Here is a 22430-nt window from a genome sequence, read left to right as displayed (position 1 = left end):
TGTGATAAGTTTTTTGAAAAGCGTGGTGAAGTGATCTAATGGCTTAGCCAAAAACACTCTAACCTAAAATCTGCATAAGTGCTTGCTTATCCAACCGAGTTATCTTGATATTCGGCTTCTTTGGTTGAAATGAATAGGTGATAAGTCCGCCAGCAAGTTGACCATAAAGCTGATACAACTACGGTGCTGAAAATGCTTGATTGGGGATATGTTTTTTTAGTTGGTTAAAAACGGGTTGAATAATAAATCATTTCCGGAGTATCAGGCGGTACCAACGTCTCATCACTTTGGGTTTCATGTTTTTTCACACCCGTTATCAGTGTCACTCCCTTGTCTGTCTGCAAGTTCCCGCTCCAATGGACCAGAGATATAACCTTTGTCTCCGTATAAACACCCCAAAGCTCGTCAACCCTTGCCGATACAGGCTTTCTATCATCCACATTAGCAGTCGTCATTTTGACTGAGATAATGCCACTCTGGTCATTGATAATAATAATTTAAAACCGTAGAACCACCCCATCGTTCCTTTTCCTTGCTTCACGGTACCTTTCAAAATCTGATGTCTGAGAATGCGTAGGTTGTGACAAACCTGTAGCTTGGACGAATCAACGAAGGAAATCCTTGTGGGCCTTGCCTGACGGGGAGTGAGGTAAGGGAACAGCGGAACCAGAACACCTCGCATGAACTTGCGCATTTGCGTGTAGCTGACTAATTCAGGAAATTCGTTGGTGAGGTAGCGACAAACAAAGTGTATATAATAGATTTTGAAGTCTTGATACCCTGATTGATGGAAAGCGATCACTATCGTCATCACTTCGCTAACTAAAAGGCGAAAAGGCTTGTTTTTTGTTTGATACCAGAAGAAGTTAGGTGTTTTTCTTATGCAGGAAGGAAAGTCTGGCAAAAGTCGTCGATATCGACGAAAACAGCGTATAAATTATTAATGCTCAAGTTCTTGTGCAGTAAAGAGTTTATTTAAAACGATCAGATCGAGATCTTTGGCACTTAGTTTATTCCTTATGCGCAGCTCAGGTTAACCTAACCTCAGATCTGCATAAGCGCTTGCTTATCAAACCGAGTTATCTTGATGCTTGGTTTCCTTGGTGGAAATTAAATAGGCGATAAGCCCCGCCAGTAAATTGACCATAAAGCTGATACAACTACGGTGCTGAGAATGCTTGATTGGGGATATGTTTTTTAGTTGGTTAAAACTGGGTTCAATAATAAATCATTTCAGGAGTATCAGGCGGTGCTAAAGTTTCATCACTTTGGGTTTCATATTCTTTTCTACCCTCGTAGTCAGTGTAACTTCCTTGTCTGCAAGTTCCTGCTCCAATGGACTAGATATATAACCTTTGTCTCCGTATAAACACCCACAAAACTCGTCAACCATTTCCGATACAGGCTTTCTATCATCCACGTTAGCCGTCGTCACTTTAACTGAGATAATACCACCTTACTCATTGATAAGTGAGGTGTAATTTAAATCTGTAGAATCACCACATTGTTCCTTTTCCTCGCTTCACAGTACCTTTTAAAATCTGATATCTAAGAATACGTAGGTTGTGACAAACCTGTAGCTTAGACGAATCAACGAAGGCAATCTCTATTGGCCTTGCCTGATGGTGAGTGAGGTAAGAGCAAAGCGGAACCAAAACCAGAACATCTTGCATGAGCTTGAGCATTCTCGTGTAGCTGACTAATTCAGGAAATTCGTTGGTTAGGTAGCGGCAAACAAAGTGGATGTAATAGGTTTTAAGGTCCAGAGACCAGATTGATGGAAAGCTATCACTATCACTATCGCCATCACATCGCTAATTGAGAGGTGCGAAAGCTTGTTTCTTTGTTTTACACCGGAAGGGATTAGGTATTTTGCCCATGGAGGGAGGAAAGTCTGGCAAAAGTCGTCGACATCAACGAAAACAGCGTCTAAGTTATTCATGCCCAAATTCTTATGCAGACAACAGTTCTTTTAAATGATCAGATCGCGATTTGGGTATTTAGTTCATTTCTTATGCGCAGTTCAAGCTAGTTAGCTAAGGCTGCTACTTCCGAACTTTAACAGTTTGTACAACATGATTATTACTTTTATGAAGTATTAACCCGGCACGACCACGGGTAGGTAGTATGTTTTCGACTAAATTTTTGCCGTTTATATCATCCCAAATAGCTGAAGCCGTCTTGATTGCTTTGTCGTGCGGTAAGTTTGTGTAATGATGGAAATATGCAGAAGGATTTTTAAATGCCCCTTCTCGAAATGCCATGAATCGGTCGATATACCAAGTTTTTAATAACTTGTTATCGGCATCAACATAAATGGAAAAATCGAGAAAATCAGAAATAAAAACACGGTGAGGTTCGTGAGGATAATGCATACCTGTCTGAAGTACATTTAACCCTTCCACGATCAAAATGTCTGGTTGCTCCACTACTTTTACATGTTTAGTGATGTCATATATCAAATGCGAGTAGATAGGTGCCTCTACTCGTGGCTTGCCAGATTTCACATTAGAGACAAACTGTACTAACTCTCTGATGTTATAAGATTGTGGGAATCCTTTTTTTTCCATTAAGCCACGTTCTCTTAGTACATTATTGGGAAAAAGAAAACCGTCAGTCGTAATGAGTGCTACTTTAGGGTGTTCTGGCCAACGCTCTAATAATGTTTTTAACAAGCGTGCTGTGGTACTTTTACCTACGGCAACACTCCCTGCAATACCAATTATGTAAGGGATATTATTATTTTTTTTGCCTAGAAAGTGTTTTAAAACCTGTGTGCGCCCTTTCCGTGCTTTAACATAGAGGCTTAAAAGCCGAGATAACGGAAGATAGATATCTTGTACCTCATCCATAGTCAAATGTTCGTTAATACCACGTAGATTTTGGATATCAGTCTCGTCCAGCGTCATAGGTACAGAATCACGGAGTTCTGACCATTGTTTGCGATTAAACGATAAAAAAGGAGTTAACAGGTCGCTCATGCTAAAAGGAGATCTACTTAGACTAAGGAACGCGACAATACATTATCCTTACAGAGAGTGAAAGTGCGATACATTCTTAATCTGTCGCTATATGATAGTTAAGGAGGTGCCTAAATTGTTTGAATAACGCACAATATGGAATGATTTTCGGGATTTCATAAATTAGGTATTGCAACGTCAAAAATCATTGCATAAAATGCGCAGCACTTGTCGTTAGAGGCTGGACAAGAGGACTTGCAAATAACTGACTTTTAATTAGTAGATGGGCAGTTTAATTTTGGCAGCGAATACCAGATAAGACAATTAGGTGGGATTCCCGAGTGGCCAAAGGGATCAGACTGTAAATCTGACGGCTCAGCCTTCGAAGGTTCGAATCCTTCTCCCACCACCATATTTCAATTTAAAAAAGTTTGATTGGCTCTCCGAGAAACTGAAAGCGGGCATCGTATAATGGCTATTACCTCAGCCTTCCAAGCTGAAGTTGCGGGTTCGATCCCCGCTGCCCGCTCCAATTCTAACGTGCTGATATAGCTCAGTTGGTTAGAGCACACCCTTGGTAAGGGTGAGGTCCCCAGTTCGAATCTGGGTATCAGCACCATTCTTCTCTTTCAAGTAATTTCAAAGCGTTTAATTTATTCTTAACTAGATTTCTCTATTTGTTGTAGGGTGTTCATACCAACCACAATGACGTGCTTTAAAGGGTGGGCGTGTTTAAAAAAGTAGGATGTCTCAGCGTGTGACTTTTCATCAATTGATCCATCTGCCTGAAGAGAGAAAGTGTTACATCAGCGTCACTACATCATATGTGGATTTTCTTGAACATACCGATTAGGTTAGGAACCTGGTAACGGGTGCTGCGTAAATGGATGCCTGTATCTTGGTTGTCGGAGCAATTGATGATCTAATGCCACAAACGCGTGAACAAATCTTGCTGAGTTGGCAAGTTTGTATGTCAGACGTCCTAGTGTTCAGGAACAAGTGTGATATGATTGATGATTACATTTCAGAGCTAGAGCGTACTATCGACAAGCCATTGATCACCACCAAGTGAAAATGTATTCTCAATCCAAGGGCGTGGTACAGTCATTACTGCTCATGTTGAGCTAGGTGTTGTTTAAGTTGATAAAGAAGTTGCGATCATTAATATCAAAGAAATGATTATTTTTACGTGTACTGGTATCGAAATGTTTCGTAAACTGCTCAATGAAAGTGGAGCAGATAAAAATGTTGGCGTGCTTCTGCGTGGTACGAAGCGTGATGAAGTTGAGCATGGGCAAGTACTGGATAATCCTAGTTCAATCACTCCACATAAAATCTTCACATCAGCAATATACATTTTGTCGAAAAATGAAGATGGTGGCATACTCCTTTTTCAAAGGCTATCCTCTACAAATTCTACTTCTGTACGACCTATTGTGACAGGTACACTCGAATTACCTGAAGGTGCTGAACTGGTAATGCCCGCCGACAACACTTCAATGACTATGACTGTGAATCATATCAGTCGCGATGAATGAAGGCTTGCGCTTTGTAATCCGAGAAGGAGGTGTACCATTTGCACTAGTTTTGTTGCTAAACTCCTCGAATAAGATTTGACGATATACTAATAAAAGGGGCATTATTTGATGCCTTTTCATGCACCTAATTATTGAACTGGAGTTTTTTACTGATTAGGTAGTGTAGTAAATGTTTACGGAATAAGAAAATAGACGATTATTTACCAAGTTTTATTTTCAGTATTCTTCTCACCTCGCTGATGCGAGGCTGTCGTAGTTTATTAAAGTTTATTAAATAAACAAGTTACAGGTAGAGTGTATGAAACCAAATGCGGAAATCCCTAATGGATCTATGGACGGACTGAAATGGGTTGTGGTCTTCACCTTACTGGCGATTGCGGTTGCAGGAAATGGATTGTACAGTGAAGTATCTGTCGTACTGCGAGCCGCAGTTGTCATTTTTCTTATTGCATCAGCTGCTGCTGCTGCCGCCATGACTGTAAAAGGACGATCAGCAATTACTTTTGCCCAAGACTCGCGTATGGAAGTGCGTAAAGTGGTATGGCCTACTCGCCAAGAAACCATACAAACCACTCTTATTGTTCTGGTTGTTACTGTCATCATGGCGCTTATACTATGGGGTATCGACGGCATCATGGTTCGTCTGGTTCGCCTATTCACTGGCGTGTGAGGATAAATTTATGACCGAAGCTCCAAAAAAACGTTGGTATGTTGTTCAGGCTTTTTCCGGTTTCGAAGGACGTGTATCTAGAACATTGAGAGAATATATCAGGATACATGAGTTGGAAGACTTTTTTGGGGATATCTTGGTGCCTACAGAGGAAGTAGTCGAAATGCGCGCAGGACAGCGGCGTAAGAGCGACCGTAAATTCTTTCCAGGCTACGTGTTGGTTCAGATGATCATGAACGATGAATCATGGCACTTGGTACGAAGTGTACCACGTGTTATGGGTTTCATTGGTGGGACACCCGATCGTCCAGCACCGATTTCTGATAAAGAAGCGGATGCTATCCTGAATCGCTTAGAAAAGGCGAACGAGTCACCAGTACATAAAACTATATACGAAGCAGGTGAAGTTGTTCGGGTTACTGAAGGTCCGTTTGTGGACTTCAATGGTGTGGTTGAAGAAGTGGATTATGAAAAAAACCGTGTGAAGGTCTCTGTTTCAATCTTTGGACGAGCTACGCCTGTAGAGTTAGAGTTTAACCAAGTAGAAAAAAGCTGAATTTTTGTACAAAGTTTTGTTAGGGGTGTGCTATGTGAATGCAGTCTCATACCCTTTTGTTGAACGGGGAGTCTGTTTTTGTAAAATGGATGTTTGAACCCAAACTTAGGTATTCAGAAATGGCTAAAAAAGTAGAAGCATATATCAAAATACAAGTTGCAGCTGGCATGGCTAATCCAAGTCCACCAGTTGGTCCAGCTTTGGGTCAACATGGTGTCAACATCATGGAATTCTGTAAAGCATTTAATGCACGCACAGAAACTATGGAAAAGGGTCTGCCCACTCCAGTCATTATTACGGTATATTCAGATCGTTCTTTCACGTTTGAAACGAAGACGACTCCTGCAGCAGTTTTGCTGAAGAAAGCAGCTGGCATCACGTCTGGTTCAAGTCGTCCTAATACTGACACAGTTGGTGCTGTTACTGATGCGCAAATTCAAGAAATCGCGGAAACAAAAGCGAAAGACATGACGGGTGCGGATGTGAAAGCGATAAAACGCTCAATTGTGGGTACTGCACGTTCAATGGGCTTGACAGTAGAGGGCTAAGACAATGGCAAAACTGACTAAACGTATGGGTAAAATCCGCGATAAAGTTGATGTGAATCGTGATTACGATATCAATGAAGCTATTGTTATCTTAAAAGAATTAGCGAATGCTAAATTTATTGAAAGTGTTGATGTTGCAGTAAAATTAGGCATTGATGCACGAAAATCTGATCAAAACGTTCGTGGTGCGACTGTATTGCCACACGGTACCGGCCGTGACATCCGTGTAGCCGTATTCACTCAAGGTTTGAATGTGGAAGCTGCGAAAAAAGCTGGTGCTGAAATCGTAGGTATGGAAGATTTAGCTGATCAGATAAGGAAAGGAGATATGAACTTCGACGTGGTTATAGCATCCCCAGATGCAATGCGCGTTGTAGGTCAATTGGGTACTATTCTAGGTCCTCGTGGTTTGATGCCAAACCCGAAAGTGGGAACGGTAACACCAAATGTAGCTGAAGCGGTTAAAAATGCGAAGGCTGGTCAGGTTCGTTACCGTAACGACAAAAATGGTATCATACACACAACTATTGGCAAGGTTGACTTTGACACGGATAAACTAATTGGTAACCTAGGATCTCTGCTGTCAGCACTGAAAAAGGCTAAGCCTGCTTCGGCAAAAGGCACTTTCATCAAAAAGGTAAGTCTTTCCACCACCATGGGTGCAGGTGTTGCGGTTAATCAGAATACTCTGGAAGAGATCGTAAACTAGTTGCTTAAAGCAAAGCTTTGTTATATAATTTTTCGCATTTAAAATAATGGTTGATATCCGCGCGTCGGATTTTATCCAATATCGTAGGTGTTCTTTCATTGAAGGAACCTTAATAATTCCTACGTAGATGGTGCTAGAACATGAATAGATGGTTTCTATCTTGAATCTGCGCCGTAATTACTCTGCCGTGTAGTATAGAGTGGTGTGTGTACAATCAAGGAGCAGATCTAAATGGCATTAAATCTTCAAGACAAAAAAGCAATTGTTACTGAAGTCAATGAAGCTGCCAGTGTTGCTCTGTCTGCCGTTGTAGCTGATTCCTGTGGTATCGCAGTTGGTGCGATGACTTCTCTACGTAAAAAAGCGCGTGAAATGGGTGTTTATATCAGAGTTGTTCGTAACACCTTGGCACGTCGTGCGGTTGAAGGTACTGATTATGAGTGTTTACGAAATGCTTTCGTCGGTTCTACTCTTATTGCGTTCTCTAACGAGCACCTAGGTTCTGCAGCGCGTATTTTAAAAAACTTCTCTAAAGAGAATAAAGATTTTGAGATCAAAGCTGCTGCATTCCAAGGCGTACTGACAGACGTTGATAAACTGGCTATGTTGCCGACTTATGACGAAGCTATTGCACGTTTGATGATGTGTATGAAGGAAGCGTCTGCGGGCAAGCTGGTTCGAACTATCGAAGCTATTCGCGATCATAAAGAAGCTGCATAATTTGTATTACTTTTCACTGATTGCTATTTAAACTAATTGTTGATTTTTAAGAGAATTGTTATGTCTATCACTAACGAACAAATCCTAGATGCAGTTGCAGAAATGCCTGTAATGCAGGTTGTTGAACTGATCGAGGCTATGGAAGAGAAATTTGGTGTTTCTGCTGTCTCTACAGTAGTCGTGCCTGGGGGGGTGTCTACTGAACCTGTTGAAGAGCAAACTGAATTCAATGTAATCCTGAGTGCTGTTGGTCCTAACAAAGTACCTGTTATCAAAGCAGTACGTGCAGCAACTGGTCTTGGATTAAAAGAAGCTAAAGCGGTTGTAGATAGTGCTCCAGCATCCCTGAGAGAAGCTGTTTCCAGAGAAGAAGCAGAAGCCCTGAAAAAAGATCTGGAAGAAGTCGGTGCTTCTGTTGAAATTAAGTAATTATCACTTTATTTCCTAGCCTCAAAAGGTTGATGGCTGGTGGCTATTGAGGCACCAGCCTTTTTGCGCTGTAGGGCAGTAGTGAATTTTACCCCGTTTAGTCACTACTGGCTATGCAAAAAAGACATCGGAATAAATCCTCTGGTGTCTGTTATAGTAAACGAAGTTTGTTTAGTAACTGTCCTCAGTCTGGACAGTTTGGGTCACTTATCAGCGAGCTGAGGAACCCTATGGTTTACTCTTATACCGAAAAAAAGCGTATCCGTAAGGATTTTGGTAAGCGTCCTCAAGTACTGGATGTACCATATTTACTGTCTATCCAACTTGATTCTTTCAAGAAATTTATTGAGCAAGATCTAGATGGGAAATACGGGCTTGAAGCTGCTTTTCGCTCTGTCTTCCCGATTAAGAGTTATAATGGCAACTCCGAGTTGCAATACGTTAGCTATTGTCTCGGTGAGCCTGTTTTTGATGTTAAAGAATGTCAGATCCGTGGTGTAACTTATTCAGCACCACTGCGCGTAAAATTGCGTTTGGTGATGTTTGACAAGGATGCACCTTCTGGCACAGTAAAAGACATCAAGGAACAAGAAGTTTACATGGGTGAAATTCCACTCATGACTGACAATGGTACTTTTGTAATTAACGGTACTGAGAGAGTTATTGTATCCCAGTTGCATCGTAGCCCAGGCGTCTTTTTTGACAGCGATAAGGGTAAAACCCATTCATCTGGTAAAGTGTTATACAACGCACGTATTATTCCTTACCGTGGTTCGTGGTTGGATTTTGAATTCGATCCTAAAGATGCTGTATATGTACGTATTGATCGTCGTCGTAAGCTTCCTGCATCAATAATTCTTCGTGCATTGGAATACACTACCGAACAAATTCTTGGCCTGTTCTTCGACAAAATTGTTTTCAAAGTAAAAGGCAAATCTTTTGTCATGGAGCTGATACCAGATCGCCTACGTGGTGAAACTGCAAACTTTGATATCCAAGCAAAGGGTCAAGTCTACGTGGAAACAGGCCGTCGTATTACTGCGCGTCATATACGTCAGTTAGAAAAGGATAAAATCGATCAAATTGAAGTTCCTGTTGAGTATATTGTTAGCAAAATTTCTGCACGTGATTACATCAACAAGGAAACGGGTGAGATCATAGCTGCTGCTAACGAAGAACTAAGCTTAGAGTCACTAGCTCTGATGTTTCAGGCTGGTCATAAAAAGATCGAAACCCTGTTTACCAACGATCTAGATCATGGTCCATACATGTCTGATACCTTACGTATTGATAGTACGACGGATCGACTGAGCGCGTTAGTTGAAATTTACCGCATGATGCGTCCTGGGGAGCCCCCTACACGTGAAGCAGCAGAACAGTTATTTGCAAGCCTGTTCTTCTCAGAAGAACGATATGATCTCTCTGCGGTTGGCCGTATGAAGTTTAACAGCTCCTTGTTCCGTGAAGAGATGACTGGATCTGGTGTATTGAACAATGATGATATCATCCAAGTTATGCGTAAACTTATTGATATCCGTAATGGTATTGGTGAAGTGGACGATATTGACCACCTTGGCAACCGTCGTATCCGTTCTGTCGGAGAAATGGCTGAGAACCAGTTCCGTGTTGGACTTGTACGTGTTGAACGTGCGGTTAAAGAACGCCTAAGTCTTGGAGATCTTGACGCAATAATGCCTCAGGATCTTATTAATGCGAAGCCTATTTCTGCAGCAGTAAAAGAGTTCTTTGGTTCTTCTCAGTTGTCTCAATTTATGGATCAGAATAATCCACTGTCAGAAGTAACGCATAAACGTCGTATTTCTGCATTAGGTCCAGGTGGTTTGACGCGTGAGCGAGCAGGCTTTGAAGTTCGAGATGTTCACGCAACCCACTATGGTCGGTTATGTCCAATCGAAACTCCTGAAGGACCAAACATTGGTCTGATTAACTCACTTTCAGCATATGCACGCACTAACTCATACGGTTTCCTCGAAACACCTTACCGTAAGGTTATTAATGGTAAAGTGACGGATGACATCGACTATTTATCTGCTATCGAAGAAGGTCAATTTGTTATTGCACAGGCAAATGCTGTGTTAAACAAGGATGGTTATTTTGGTGAGGAATTGATCACTGCTCGTCAAAAAGGTGAATCAGGTTTGCACCCACGTGACCATGTTCAATACATGGATGTTGCAACTAATCAAGTTGTTTCAGTGGCAGCATCACTGATCCCATTTCTTGAACACGATGATGCTAATCGTGCACTTATGGGTGCTAATATGCAACGTCAGGCTGTACCGACTTTGCGTGCAGAAAAGCCATTAGTGGGTACTGGTATTGAACGTGCCGTCGCGGTTGACTCTGGTGTTACTGCAGTTGCTAAACGTGGTGGTATGGTTCAGTCAGTTGACGCATCTCGTATCGTGATTAAAGTCAATGAGGAAGAGTTAGTATCAGGTGAAGCAGGGATCGATATTTATAACCTGACTAAGTATACCCGTTCTAATCAAAATACTTGTATCAACCAGCGTCCTACAGTGATGCCCCGTGAATCAGTCTCCCAAGGTGACGTACTCGCTGATGGTCCGTCAACGGATTTAGGTGAACTAGCTCTTGGTCAGAACATGCGTATAGCATTCATGCCTTGGAATGGTTACAACTTCGAAGACTCTATTCTTGTATCTGAACGTGTAGTACAGGAAGACCGTCTGACTACCATCCACATTCAAGAATTATCTTGTGTGGCACGTGATACCAAACTGGGTAGTGAGGAAATTACGGCCGATATCCCCAACGTGGGCGAAGCAGCGTTGTCTAAACTTGATGAGTCGGGTGTTGTTTATATTGGTGCTGAAGTGAAAGGTGGTGACATACTGGTTGGTAAAGTAACACCTAAAGGTGAAACTCAACTGACGCCAGAAGAAAAACTCCTACGTGCAATCTTCGGTGAAAAAGCTTCTGACGTGAAGGACTCCTCTCTACGTGCGCCTAATGGTGTATCTGGTACGATTATCGATGTACAGGTTTTTACCCGTGATGGTGTGGAGAAAGACAAACGTGCGCTAGAAATCGAAGAAATGCAGCTGAAAGAAGCGAAAAAAGATCTGGAAGAAGAATTCTCTATTCTGGAAGGTGGTTTGTTAGCACGTGTTCGAAGTGTACTGATGCAAGCTGGTTACAACCAAGCACGACTGTCGAACATGGTTCGTCATAGGATGTTGACAGAGAGCCTTGACGATGAAGCTCTGCAAACTCAATTAGAGCAATTGGCAGAACAGTATGATGAATTGAAAGCAGACTTTGATAAGAGATTTGACATTAAGCGTCGAAAGATCACTCAGGGAGATGATCTTGCACCTGGCGTCCTTAAAATTGTCAAGGTTTACTTGGCTGTTAAACGCCACATCCAGCCAGGTGATAAAATGGCGGGTCGGCATGGTAATAAGGGTGTTATTTCTAAGATCAACCCTGTTGAGGATATGCCGTATGACAAAAATGGTGATCCGATAGATATCGTATTGAATCCGTTGGGTGTACCGTCTCGTATGAATATCGGGCAGATACTTGAAACCCACCTAGGTCTTGCGGCAAAGGGTATTGGTAATAAGATTAACAAAATGGTTCAAGAGGAGCAAGAACTCGCTAGGTTTCGTGAGTTCCTGCAGAAGGTTTACGATCTAGGTGAAACACGTCAAACAGTTGATATCAACGCTTTTTCTGATGACGAAGTGCATACACTCGTTAAGAACTTATGTGCAGGTCTACCGATCGCAACTCCAGTGTTTGATGGTGCGCCAGAATCATCAATCAAAGAGTTGCTGAAATTAGCGGGTTTACCAGAATCTGGTCAGCTGACTTTGTTTGACGGACGTACCGGTGACAGGTTTGAGCGTCCAGTAACTGTCGGTTACATGTATATGCTGAAATTGAATCACTTGGTTGATGATAAGATGCATGCTCGTTCTACTGGTTCTTATAGCTTAGTTACTCAGCAACCGTTGGGTGGTAAAGCTCAGTTCGGTGGACAGCGGTTTGGTGAAATGGAAGTTTGGGCACTAGAAGCATACGGTGCTGCTTATACTCTGCAAGAAATGCTGACTGTTAAGTCGGATGACGTGAATGGTCGTACTAAGATGTATAAAAACATCGTTGACGGCGATCACCGCATGGAGCCCGGTATGCCGGAATCTTTCAACGTACTACTGAAAGAAATTCGCTCGTTGGGTATCAACATCGAGCTGGAAGACGAGTAAGCTATCGCTTAACCGTTATTTTCGGTATCAATATAAAGTCGCTAACTAACAGCGACTTTATGGGTTAACTCCTCACAGGAGCGAAATGTGAAAGACCTACTTAAGTTTCTGAAAGCACAGCATAAGACTGAAGAATTTAATGCAATCAAAATTGGTCTAGCTTCACCGGATATGATCCGTTCATGGTCTTTTGGCGAAGTAAAAAAACCAGAAACCATTAACTATCGTACCTTTAAACCTGAGCGTGACGGTCTGTTTTGTGCACGTATTTTTGGTCCAGTAAAAGATTACGAATGTCTCTGTGGTAAATATAAACGCCTGAAGCACCGAGGTGTGATTTGTGAAAAATGTGGTGTTGAAGTTACTCAAACGAAGGTACGCCGTGAGCGTATGGGTCATATTGAGCTGGCTTCACCAGTAGCACATATCTGGTTCCTGAAATCACTGCCGTCTCGTATTGGGCTACTGATGGACATGCCATTGCGTGATATTGAGCGTGTTCTGTACTTTGAATCCTATGTCGTGATTGAACCCGGTCTGACGGATCTCGAGCGTAGCCAAATGTTATCTGAAGAACAGTACTTAGATGCGTTGGAGCAATGGGGTGACGAATTCGATGCCCGTATGGGTGCAGAAGCAGTTAAAGCTCTTTTGGCTAATATGGATCTGCGAGCTGAAACGGAACTGATGCGTGAAGAGCTGGGAGAAACCAATTCTGAAACTAAGCGTAAAAAAATTACCAAGCGCTTGAAACTTGTTGAAGCATTCCTGCAGTCTGGAAACAACCCTGAGTGGATGATCCTGACTGTATTACCAGTATTGCCGCCAGATTTACGTCCGTTAGTACCACTGGATGGTGGCCGTTTCGCAACGTCAGATTTGAATGATCTGTACCGTCGAGTTATTAACCGTAATAACCGTCTGAAACGGCTGCTAGATCTTGCAGCACCTGATATCATTGTCCGCAACGAAAAGCGTATGTTACAAGAGTCGGTGGATGCTCTGCTAGACAATGGACGTCGTGGTCGTGCTATCACTGGTTCGAATAAGCGCCCACTTAAATCTCTGGCTGATATGATTAAAGGTAAACAAGGACGCTTCCGTCAAAACTTGCTTGGTAAGCGTGTTGACTACTCTGGGCGTTCAGTCATCACCGTTGGTCCATACTTGCGTCTACACCAGTGTGGCCTTCCTAAAAAGATGGCTCTTGAACTATTCAAACCGTTCATCTATGGCAAGTTAGAAGCACGTGGGCTTGCTACTACCATTAAAGCGGCTAAAAAAATGGTAGAACGTGAAGAAGCGGTTGTTTGGGATATATTGGATGATGTTATCCGAGAACACCCAGTATTGTTGAACCGTGCACCTACGCTTCATCGTCTTGGTATCCAAGCATTCGAACCTGTGTTAGTCGAAGGTAAAGCGATTCAGTTACATCCCCTCGTGTGTACGGCATATAATGCCGACTTCGATGGTGATCAGATGGCTGTACACGTACCGTTGACGTTGGAAGCTCAACTTGAAGCTCGTGCACTTATGATGTCTACTAATAACATCCTGTCTCCTGCGTCAGGTGATCCAATCATTGTGCCTTCTCAGGATGTAGTCTTGGGTCTGTACTATATGACTAGGGATAAGATTAACGCTAAAGGTGAGGGTTTATACCTATCTAATCCAGCAGAAGCTGAAAAAGCCTATCGTACGGGTTATGCAGATCTACACGCTCACGTCAAAGTACGTTTAAAAGAAGTACTATTTGATGAGGTGGGTAACCGGTCTGAGACCATAAAGTTGATCGATACCACTGTTGGTCGTGCCATGTTATGGCAAATAGTTCCTGAAGGTCTGCCATACAGTATTGTCAACCAAGCACTTGGTAAGAAACAGATCTCTAATCTATTGAATAATTGTTATCGTAAACTAGGTTTGAAAGCAACCGTTATCTTCGCTGATCAAATTATGTATACAGGATTTGCATATGCTGCACTATCTGGTGTATCAGTTGGAATTGATGACATGGTGATCCCTCAAGCAAAATATGATCTTATAGAAGCAGCAGAAGCTGAAGTTGCAGAAATTCAGGAGCAGTTCCAATCTGGTCTGGTTACTGTAGGAGAGCGTTATAACAAAGTTATTGATATCTGGGCTGCAGCCAACGAACAAGTGGCTAAGGCGATGATGGACAACTTGTCTCATGATACAGTTATTGACCGTAATGGTGTGAAAGTTGAGCAAAAGTCATTTAACAGTGTATACATGATGGCTGACTCAGGTGCTCGTGGTTCTGCTGCTCAGATCCGTCAGTTAGCAGGCATGCGTGGTTTGATGGCAAAGCCGGATGGCTCAATTATTGAAACTCCAATTACCGCGAACTTCCGTGAAGGTTTGAACGTACTCCAGTATTTTATCTCAACACATGGTGCTCGTAAAGGTCTGGCGGATACTGCACTTAAAACAGCGAACTCAGGTTACCTAACGCGTCGTCTGGTTGACGTCGCACAAGATGTGGTCGTTACTGAAACTGACTGTGGTACTAGTGAAGGTATTCATATGATGGCAGTTATCGAAGGCGGTGATGTTAAAGAAGCGCTACGTGAGCGCGTTCTTGGACGTGTGGTCGCTGAGGATGTGCTTAAGCCTAATACTGAAGAAGTTCTTGCCCCGCGTAACACTCTACTCGATGAAAAGTGGTGTGACATTCTGGAACAAAACTCTGTTGACCAAATCAAAGTACGTTCTGTCGTAAGTTGTGAAACAGACTTTGGCTGTTGTGCAAATTGTTATGGTCGTGATTTGGCTAGAGGTCACATGGTTAACCATGGTGAGGCAGTGGGTGTTATTGCTGCTCAGTCAATCGGTGAACCCGGTACACAGTTGACGATGCGTACGTTCCACATTGGTGGTGCAGCATCTCGTGCGGCTGCAGAGAATAGTATTCAAGTTAAGAATAATGGTTCATTTCATCTACATAATTCCAAATTTGTTGTTAATAATGCTGGAAAGTTGGTGGTTACGTCCCGAGCTTCTATTCTGACTATCGTTGATGAGTTTGGTCGTACCAAGGAAAGCTATAAGCTACCATACGGCACGATTCTGACAAAAGCTGATGGTGATTTAGTTGTTATTGGTGAAACAGTTGCAAACTGGGATCCGCACACTATGCCAATCATCACTGAGGTAGAAGGTCGTATCGAGTTTGTTGATATGGTTGATGGTGTAACCGTTCAACGTCAAACTGATGAAATGACAGGACTGTCTTTAATGGTTGTTTTAGATGCATCTGAGCGTACTCTGGCCGGAAAAGATATGCGTCCGATGGTTAAGCTTCTCGATGCCTCTGGTAGCGACGTAATGATCCCTGGTACGTCTATGCCTGCACAATACTTCCTGCATGGTAAAGCGATTGTCCAGCTGGAAGACGGTGCAAACGTAGGTATCGGTGATACTTTATCTCGTATTCCTCAGGAATCTGGTGGTACGAAAGACATAACTGGGGGTTTACCACGTGTGGCAGACCTGTTTGAAGCCCGTAAACCTAAAGAGCCTGCAATTCTGGCCGAGATCACTGGAGTTATTTCCTATGGTAAAGAAACCAAAGGGAAACGTCGGTTGATCATCACACCAACTGAAGGACAACCACACGAAGAAATGATTCCTAAGTGGCGTCAATTAAACGTATTTGAAGGTGAAAAGGTTGAAAAAGGGGATGTTATTTCCGACGGGCCAGAATCTCCACATGATATCCTACGCTTACGTGGTGTGCGTGCAGTAACCGAATATATTACAAACGAAGTGCAAGACGTTTACCGCCTGCAGGGAGTGAGGATTAATGATAAACATATTGAAACCATTGTTCGTCAAATGTTACGAAAGGTAACCATTCTATATCCAGGTGACTCTGACTTCTTAGGTGGCGAACAGGTAGAATTTTCTCGGGTAACTATCTCGAATCGTAAACTGGGAGAGAAAGGCAAACAGATTGCTTCCTTTGTACGTGATCTGCTTGGGATTACTAAAGCGTCGCTGGCAACTGAGTCATTTATTTCCGCAGCCTCATTCCAAGAAACGACTCGCGTACTAACGGAAGCAGCAGTTTCTGGTAAACGTGATGAGTTACGTGGTCTAAAAGAAAATGTTATCGTGGGTCGCTTAATTCCAGCTGGAACGGGTTTCGCTTACCATAAAATGCGTCAAGCGAAACGTACGGTGCTTGCAGAGCCAGTAACTCCTCAGATCGATGCAGAACAAGCATCTCATGATCTAGCAGCTCTGTTAAACGCAGGTTTAAGTGACGGTAGCTAAGAATCAGTAATGTAATTAACCTCAGATCTGCATAAGTAAGCGCTTATGCAGGCAATAGTTTTTTCAAACGATCAGATCTCAACTTTGGTATTTAGTTCATTTCTTATGCGCAGCTCAGGTTCATTAAAAGGCATCCTTAGGGGTGCTTTTTTGTACATAAAAAGTCGCCTGGATCTCTTCTGAAAAGAGAATGAGTATCCAGTTACTATTATAACCTAATCAGACATTAGTGTAGGATAGGCGCTATGCCCCTGGAGGAATTGCGAGACTATCAGTTATTAGTTGGATCAACATATCTTCTTGTTCGAAACGCAGTTCAATAATTTCCCCGATAGTCGAGACATCATTGTCGAATCCTGCAAAATTATTCTCGTTGAGTTCAGCATTGCTATATTTATCGTCGAAATTTAGTAAGGGTTCAGTGGTTTCGATGATTCGCGCGTATAGTGCATCTATATCTGAATTAGTGGTGAAACCCGTTGATTGCCATCTCTCCATCACCATATCATAGATCTTGAAATGTCCAGCGGAAATATAATCAACCAAGGCTCCACAAAAGTGATTCAATTTATCTTCTGATGGCAAATGTTTTTTATAATCCCCTACCAGACCTGCGACTTTAGAGTATTCAACCAGTAGCTGTTGTCTTAGTGTCAACCAGTAGTTGATTACGTCAACGTTACCTATCCACTCTCTTTGTGCTTTTTCGGGTTTATTGAGCATGACCACGTTCCTTGATCAGCGTAACTGAGCGCTATATCGGATTGATTATGGCCGTATCATTCAGGCCATTTATTTACTAACATTTGTTTATTTAAATTTAGAGTGACAGTATTCACTGCTCTTATCAAGAGTCGAAGTACTGTTATGCTTAGTCAGAATTATATTATGTATATACGTTACTCACCTGAAGGTGAGTTATGGTAAGACGGTCATATCTAGTTATTGATTTACAATTGGAAAATTTAGATTGATACGTTGTAGGATTAGTGCTTATAAAAATTAATCTATGCATTATATATTCGATAAAAAAGTTTTTAATAGGGAAGAGTGTGACAGCTTTAATATATTTTTGGATATTTTCTTGGAATTATTTGTTCTAATTGGCAAGATGATGGAATCATATCATATGTAGACCATGTTATCCTCGTAATCGTTAGCGATGCTTGATTTACAATAAAATGAGGATAAATTTATACGTTATGACAGTGACTTTGACTAAGGAAGCAAAAACAAACACTCAGAACCGAATATGAAACAATGCGTGATGATCGAGGCTACGACCGCATAAAAGTATATTGTTCTCATCAGAAGGTTGGAGTGTTACCGCTAATGTAAAAATGACCTATTTTAGGCGAAATATTTATTCGGTTAACAGATAAACAGAGAACTATGATTAATCATAAGCAACTAGTGAAAACTCAAGTTTGATATTGTCAGAGATACAGTATCCGTAGTATTTGTAAAGATCTTGACGGTAAGGAATTTGAATGTTGTTTCTCTCAGTGTTGATATTGTGATCGTCGGTTATTCTCCTATAATTTCGCCTTCCGTCAGGTGAAATGCAAAAACTATCGGAAAAGCAACCAAACTAAAGTACGCTCTCCATATCCTCTTTTGGCTTGCGAGAGTATGCATGACTCATAAACAGTTAAATGACAATGACCGACTTTATATTGGGTAACGATGGACTGAGGGTGATTAATCTAGCCAAATTGCCCGAACACTTGGCTGTGTCCATTCTAGGATCAGTTGAGAAATAAAGAGTCATATCCCAGCCAATTTTCATGGCGTACTGTAACTCCATTACATAAAAACAGGATAAGAAATCTTACTCCAACGCTACGAACTGGTTAGATTTTGGCTGTATTTCAGAGAGAACGAAAGTTTTCATTAATGAACGTTTTAGCACGCATACGTTACCAGATGTGATTAGCGTTAAATTGGCTCTGAAGTACAATGTTATGCTCAATAGAAGCACGATTTACCGTTATATATGGCATGAGAAGGGTAATTGCGTGGCCTTATACAAGGATCTTCCCCATTATGGAAAACTCTACAAAATCAAGATGAGCAACGTCGATAAGATAAAGATAAAGAACTGCATTGGTATTTAGAAACGGTCTAATATTGCAGACGAGAAGACTACGTTTAGTCATTTCGACCTTGATATTGTCGTCGGGACTTGGCACAAATATTTTCTGTTTACCGTGGTTGATATGTTTATTGATATTGTAAATTCTACCTTCCATGGGTTAAAAACCCTCACGTCAAACAACGGTACAAAGTTCGTTGGTCATGAAGAGATTGCTGAAATTATAGAAGCTAATTTCTATTTTGCAAAACCTTATAGCTCAAGTGATCAGGGGCTGAATGAGTATACTAATGGTCTAATAAGGCGATTTTTATTCAAGGAAACTGACTTCAACGAGCTCAGTAAGGAGGCAAGTGTCAATATAAAATACATTCTACAATACATGTAGTAGGGCGAGTCTTTTCTATATCTCTCCTGCCGATGTTTTTTAGATTATTTGAGGGTGGTTTAAGATGTAATACCAGTGTTGTTGATTAAAACAGTTTGTTATAGACATGATTTAATCAACAATGCCAATGCAAGTGTATATAGGGGATTTCAGAGGGACATTCATTAACGTGAAAACTGAATTGATAAAGCCTCCTAATCCACGAAGTAGGAGCTTGAACATATCTTTCACCATCAGTGCCGTTTAAATCGAGGTATCCAAAAATATGAACCCACGGCCAAGATGACTGTGATGCTTTAGAGCATGCATGACTTAATAGTAACGACGTCTATCCACAAAGTGACTAAGCCACGGTTTAGTAATGCTTGATTATATTGTTTCTAGTTGCTGATCTTGGCCTTTCCCCTTTCCCATTATAACTTCCCGCTTAACTCCATGATGATCTGATCGTTTAAAATAAACTATTGACTGCATAAGGACGTAGGCATGAATAACTTAAACGCTGTTGTCGTCGATGTCGAAAACTTCTGCCAAACTTTCCTCCCTGCCTAGGAAAAACACCTAATTTCTTTCGGTATCAAACAAAGAAACAAGCCTTTGCGCCTCTTTGTTAGCGAAGTTATGACGATAGTGATAGCTTTCCATCAATCGGGGTATTGAGACTACAAAGTCTATTATATCCACTTTATTTGTTGCTACTTTACCAACGAATTTCCTGAGTTAGTTAGCTAGACACGAATGCGCAAGCTCATGCAAGGTGTTCTGATTCTGCTTTGCTCTTACCTTACTCACCGTCAGGCAAGGCCGATAGGGATTGCCTTAGTTTACTCGTCCAAGTTACAGGTTTGTTCCAACCTACATATTTTCAGATATCAAGTTTTTAAAGGTACCGAGAAGCGAGGAAAGGAACGATGGGGTGGTTTTAAGGTTTCAAATTAAACCTTACTATTAATGACTAAGGTGGTATTATCTTAATCAAAGTGACAACGGCTAACGTGGATGATAAAAAGCCTGTATCGGAAATGGTTAATGAACTTTGAGGGTGTTTATATGGAAATAAAGGTTATATCACTGGTCCATTGGAGTGGGAACTTGCAGACAAGGGAGTGACACTAATAACGGGTGTAAAAAACATGAAACCCAAAGTGATGAGACTTTGGAACTGCCTGATGCTCCGAAAACGATTGATTATTGAAAACGTTTTTGACTAACTAAAAAACATATCCTAAATTGAGCATTCTCAGCACCGTAGTTGTATCAGCTTTATGGTTAACTTGCTGGCTGGGCTTATCGCGTATTGATTTAAACCAAAGAAGCCGAGTATCATGATAACTAGTTTTGATAAGCAAGCACTTATGTAGATCTGAGGTTCACTTAAAATGATCCCACTATAATACCTGTAATGTGCATGCTGTGTTAAATATTATTTTGTAGATTTTTCATTGCTTTTGTGGTTGTAATCTGTTGATTTATTTTCCTCGAGTTCTATTTTTCCTGCGTTTGTCTCGGTGGTTGAATTTGATTGGCGATCTTCATCATCATCTGTACTTTCAATCACGCCGTGGGTTTCTTTCCAATCAGCCCAACGTTCGTGTGCTAACATTTGCATGTTCATAGTCTTGTCTGCCTCATCAATAATTTCTTTACCCATCAAATGCTCAAAGATGTCCTCTAACGTAATTATACCCTGAACATCTCCATATTCATCCACAATCAGAGCTAACTGTGAACGTTGCGCCATTAGGCGATCGAATGCTTTTGGTACGTACATGGAGTCATGTATTACTGGAATTGGTCGCATCAAGCTACTGAGGGGTTGATCGCCTTTATTGTGTTGGCGTGCATAAAATAGTTCTAGACGGTGTACAAAACCCAGAATGTTGTCGCGTTGTTCTGCATAGACCAATGGACGTGAAAATGGCGTATCATGGTGCTGATTTAGAAATCCTTCAATGGTCATTGTTGCATCAACACGAAACAGTACTGGGCGTGGTGTCATCAATTTGGTTACCAGCACATCACGTTGGCTCAGTAGATTGGTGAGTATTGTTGATTCATCATCAGCTAGTTCACCACTTTCTCTTGCTAATATCGCCATTGCGGAGATTTCATCACGTAGTTTAGGTGCCTGTTTACCGCGTGCTAAGCGTCGTGTCAGCTGTTCTGAAGCCCATACGATGGGTGTTAACGTCCAAACCATCCAGTACAGTATAGATACTGTGCTAGGTGCAAGTTGACGCCAGTACGTTGCACCTAGGGTTTTTGGCACGATTTCAGATAGCAACAAGATAGCCAGTGTAAGTATCCCAGAAAACAGACCGAGCCACACTTCACCGAATACTTTTGCAGCTTGTGCACCCGACGCAGCTGCACCTACAGTGTGCGCAATGGTATTTAACGTTAAGATAGAAGCAAGTGGTCGGTCGATATTATCCTTAAGCACTTGCAGACGCGCTGCTGAACGATCACCTCGTTGACGCATCTGAGCGAGATAACTGGGAGTGATACTCAAAAGTATAGCTTCTAGTACAGAGCAAAAAAAAGAAACACTGATAGCCAGTATCACGAACAGGATTAGCAGGCTCATTATATTCCAATGTGGTAGTGATGATTTGGGGTAATAGTAGTGTCAAAGATCAGGTTTTAGTGCTGTAAATACAAGCGTTGACGCTAAAATATATCTAATATTTTGTGAGGATGCACTCACTTTATGGTTAAAAACTCTGTATAGAGTCACTGCAATTGCTACAAACCTTTGTCAGGCGGGCTTCTTTTGAATTAGAGTTGACTTTTCTCAATAAAATTATTAAAAGGGAAGTTCTAATGAACAAAACTAACTTAATCGATCTGATTGCTGAAAAAGCAGACTTATCTAAAATCCAAGCGAAAACCGCTTTGGAAGCAACGTTGTCAGGTATTGTAGCTGCACTGAAAGATGGTGAACAAATACAATTGATTGGTTTCGGTACGTTTAAAGTTAACCATCGTGCTGGGCGTATTGGCCGTAACCCGCAAACTGGTCAGGAGATTCAAATTGCAGCGGTAAACGTGCCTGCATTTGTCGCTGGTAAATCCCTTAAAGACGCAGTTAAGTAAATTTATACATACTCCGCCAAAACACTTTGTTTGTTTCGGCGGATATATATGCATTATTGAGCAATAGCTTCCTTTATTCTTCCTTTTGTTGCTTAAATGGATTGTGATTTGACCGAGAGTGCATAGTACCCTATTTTTACTACTAACTATCCTTGTCCAAGTA

14 protein-coding genes, 3 tRNA genes and 4 pseudogenes are annotated in these 22430 nt (G+C 41.6%); 14 read left to right on the top strand and 7 right to left on the bottom strand.

Translation table 11 applies throughout. From position 1 onward, the window contains the following. Positions 1-224 precede the first annotated feature (224 nt). The 3 genes and pseudogenes from BTN49_RS17270 to coaA all read right to left on the bottom strand — a co-directional run bounded on the left by BTN49_RS17270 (position 225) and on the right by coaA (position 2981). Positions 225-682 (bottom strand): annotated as a pseudogene (locus tag BTN49_RS17270) (transposase). A 387-nt stretch (positions 683-1069) separates the two neighbouring features. Then, positions 1070-1942 (bottom strand): annotated as a pseudogene (locus BTN49_RS03695) (IS982 family transposase). A gap of 103 nt (positions 1943-2045) precedes the next feature. After that, complete coding sequence (coaA, locus tag BTN49_RS03690; protein WP_097356036.1) at positions 2046-2981, bottom strand: type I pantothenate kinase; 936 nt, start codon at positions 2979-2981, stop codon at positions 2046-2048. Between the two features lie 306 nt (positions 2982-3287). Here coaA and BTN49_RS03685 point away from each other — a divergent pair. From BTN49_RS03685 to rpoC, 12 genes and pseudogenes are all read left to right on the top strand, one after another. Next, positions 3288-3372: transfer RNA gene (locus BTN49_RS03685), tRNA-Tyr, on the top strand. Positions 3373-3417: 45 nt separating this feature from the next. Continuing rightward, positions 3418-3492 (top strand) — tRNA-Gly (locus tag BTN49_RS03680). Between the two features lie 10 nt (positions 3493-3502). Next, positions 3503-3579 (top strand) — tRNA-Thr (locus BTN49_RS03675). A gap of 234 nt (positions 3580-3813) precedes the next feature. Beyond that, positions 3814-4577 (top strand): annotated as a pseudogene (locus BTN49_RS03670) (EF-Tu C-terminal domain-related protein); the annotation flags it as partial. A 219-nt stretch (positions 4578-4796) separates the two neighbouring features. Then, entirely contained in the window at positions 4797-5168 is a 372-nt protein-coding gene (secE, locus tag BTN49_RS03665) for a preprotein translocase subunit SecE (protein WP_097356035.1), read from the top strand. Positions 5169-5178: 10 nt separating this feature from the next. Continuing rightward, complete coding sequence (nusG, locus tag BTN49_RS03660) at positions 5179-5724, top strand: transcription termination/antitermination protein NusG (protein ID WP_097356034.1); 546 nt, start codon at positions 5179-5181, stop codon at positions 5722-5724. Between the two features lie 119 nt (positions 5725-5843). Further along, the gene (gene rplK / locus BTN49_RS03655) at positions 5844-6272 is read left to right on the top strand and encodes a 50S ribosomal protein L11 (RefSeq protein WP_097356033.1); all 429 of its coding nucleotides are present in this window, start codon (positions 5844-5846) and stop codon (positions 6270-6272) included. 4 nt (positions 6273-6276) lie between these two features. After that, positions 6277-6981, top strand: coding sequence for a 50S ribosomal protein L1 (gene rplA / locus BTN49_RS03650; protein ID WP_097356032.1), 705 nt, complete (start codon positions 6277-6279; stop codon positions 6979-6981). 231 nt (positions 6982-7212) lie between these two features. Beyond that, on the top strand, positions 7213-7701 hold the full coding sequence (gene rplJ, locus BTN49_RS03645) for a 50S ribosomal protein L10 (protein WP_097356031.1): 489 nt from the start codon (positions 7213-7215) through the stop codon (positions 7699-7701). 60 nt (positions 7702-7761) lie between these two features. Then, positions 7762-8130, top strand: a complete 369-nt coding sequence (gene rplL / locus BTN49_RS03640) for a 50S ribosomal protein L7/L12 (RefSeq protein WP_097356030.1) — start codon at positions 7762-7764, stop codon at positions 8128-8130. 230 nt (positions 8131-8360) lie between these two features. Beyond that, positions 8361-12386 carry a DNA-directed RNA polymerase subunit beta gene (gene rpoB / locus BTN49_RS03635; protein WP_097356029.1) on the top strand — a complete coding sequence of 1342 codons (4026 nt, stop codon included), beginning with the start codon at positions 8361-8363 and terminating at the stop codon, positions 12384-12386. Positions 12387-12473: 87 nt separating this feature from the next. Then, positions 12474-16688, top strand: a complete 4215-nt coding sequence (gene rpoC / locus BTN49_RS03630) for a DNA-directed RNA polymerase subunit beta' (RefSeq protein ID WP_097356028.1) — start codon at positions 12474-12476, stop codon at positions 16686-16688. Positions 16689-16931: 243 nt separating this feature from the next. Here the strand turns inward: rpoC and rsd are convergent, their stop codons facing one another. The 3 genes from rsd to BTN49_RS03615 form a co-directional block, all read right to left on the bottom strand. Next, complete coding sequence (rsd, locus tag BTN49_RS03625; protein WP_097356027.1) at positions 16932-17411, bottom strand: sigma D regulator; 480 nt, start codon at positions 17409-17411, stop codon at positions 16932-16934. Between the two features lie 1301 nt (positions 17412-18712). Next, positions 18713-18940, bottom strand: a complete 228-nt coding sequence (locus tag BTN49_RS12745; protein WP_146679070.1) for a hypothetical protein — start codon at positions 18938-18940, stop codon at positions 18713-18715. Between the two features lie 342 nt (positions 18941-19282). Beyond that, entirely contained in the window at positions 19283-19393 is a 111-nt protein-coding gene (locus tag BTN49_RS03615; RefSeq protein WP_190319191.1) for a transposase, read from the bottom strand. Between the two features lie 264 nt (positions 19394-19657). On the opposite strand from BTN49_RS03615, the pseudogene BTN49_RS21890 reads away from it, so the two are divergent. Then, positions 19658-20469, top strand: a pseudogene (locus BTN49_RS21890) (IS982 family transposase); the annotation flags it as partial. Positions 20470-20594: 125 nt separating this feature from the next. Here the strand turns inward: BTN49_RS21890 and BTN49_RS03605 are convergent. Beyond that, positions 20595-21758: a CNNM domain-containing protein gene (locus BTN49_RS03605; protein ID WP_097356024.1), complete on the bottom strand. Its 1164-nt coding sequence runs from the start codon at positions 21756-21758 to the stop codon at positions 20595-20597. Positions 21759-21994: 236 nt separating this feature from the next. Here BTN49_RS03605 and BTN49_RS03600 point away from each other — a divergent pair, with 236 nt between their 5' ends. Then, the gene (locus BTN49_RS03600; RefSeq protein ID WP_097356023.1) at positions 21995-22267 is read left to right on the top strand and encodes an HU family DNA-binding protein; all 273 of its coding nucleotides are present in this window, start codon (positions 21995-21997) and stop codon (positions 22265-22267) included. Positions 22268-22430: the final 163 nt, after the last annotated feature.

The organism is Candidatus Enterovibrio escicola, from assembly GCF_002464935.1.
In the GTDB taxonomy this organism is placed as follows: Bacteria; Pseudomonadota; Gammaproteobacteria; order Enterobacterales; family Vibrionaceae; genus Enterovibrio; species Enterovibrio escicola.
The sequence above is the reverse complement of the archived record's forward strand: the minus strand, read 5'-3'. Positions and strand labels throughout refer to the sequence as shown.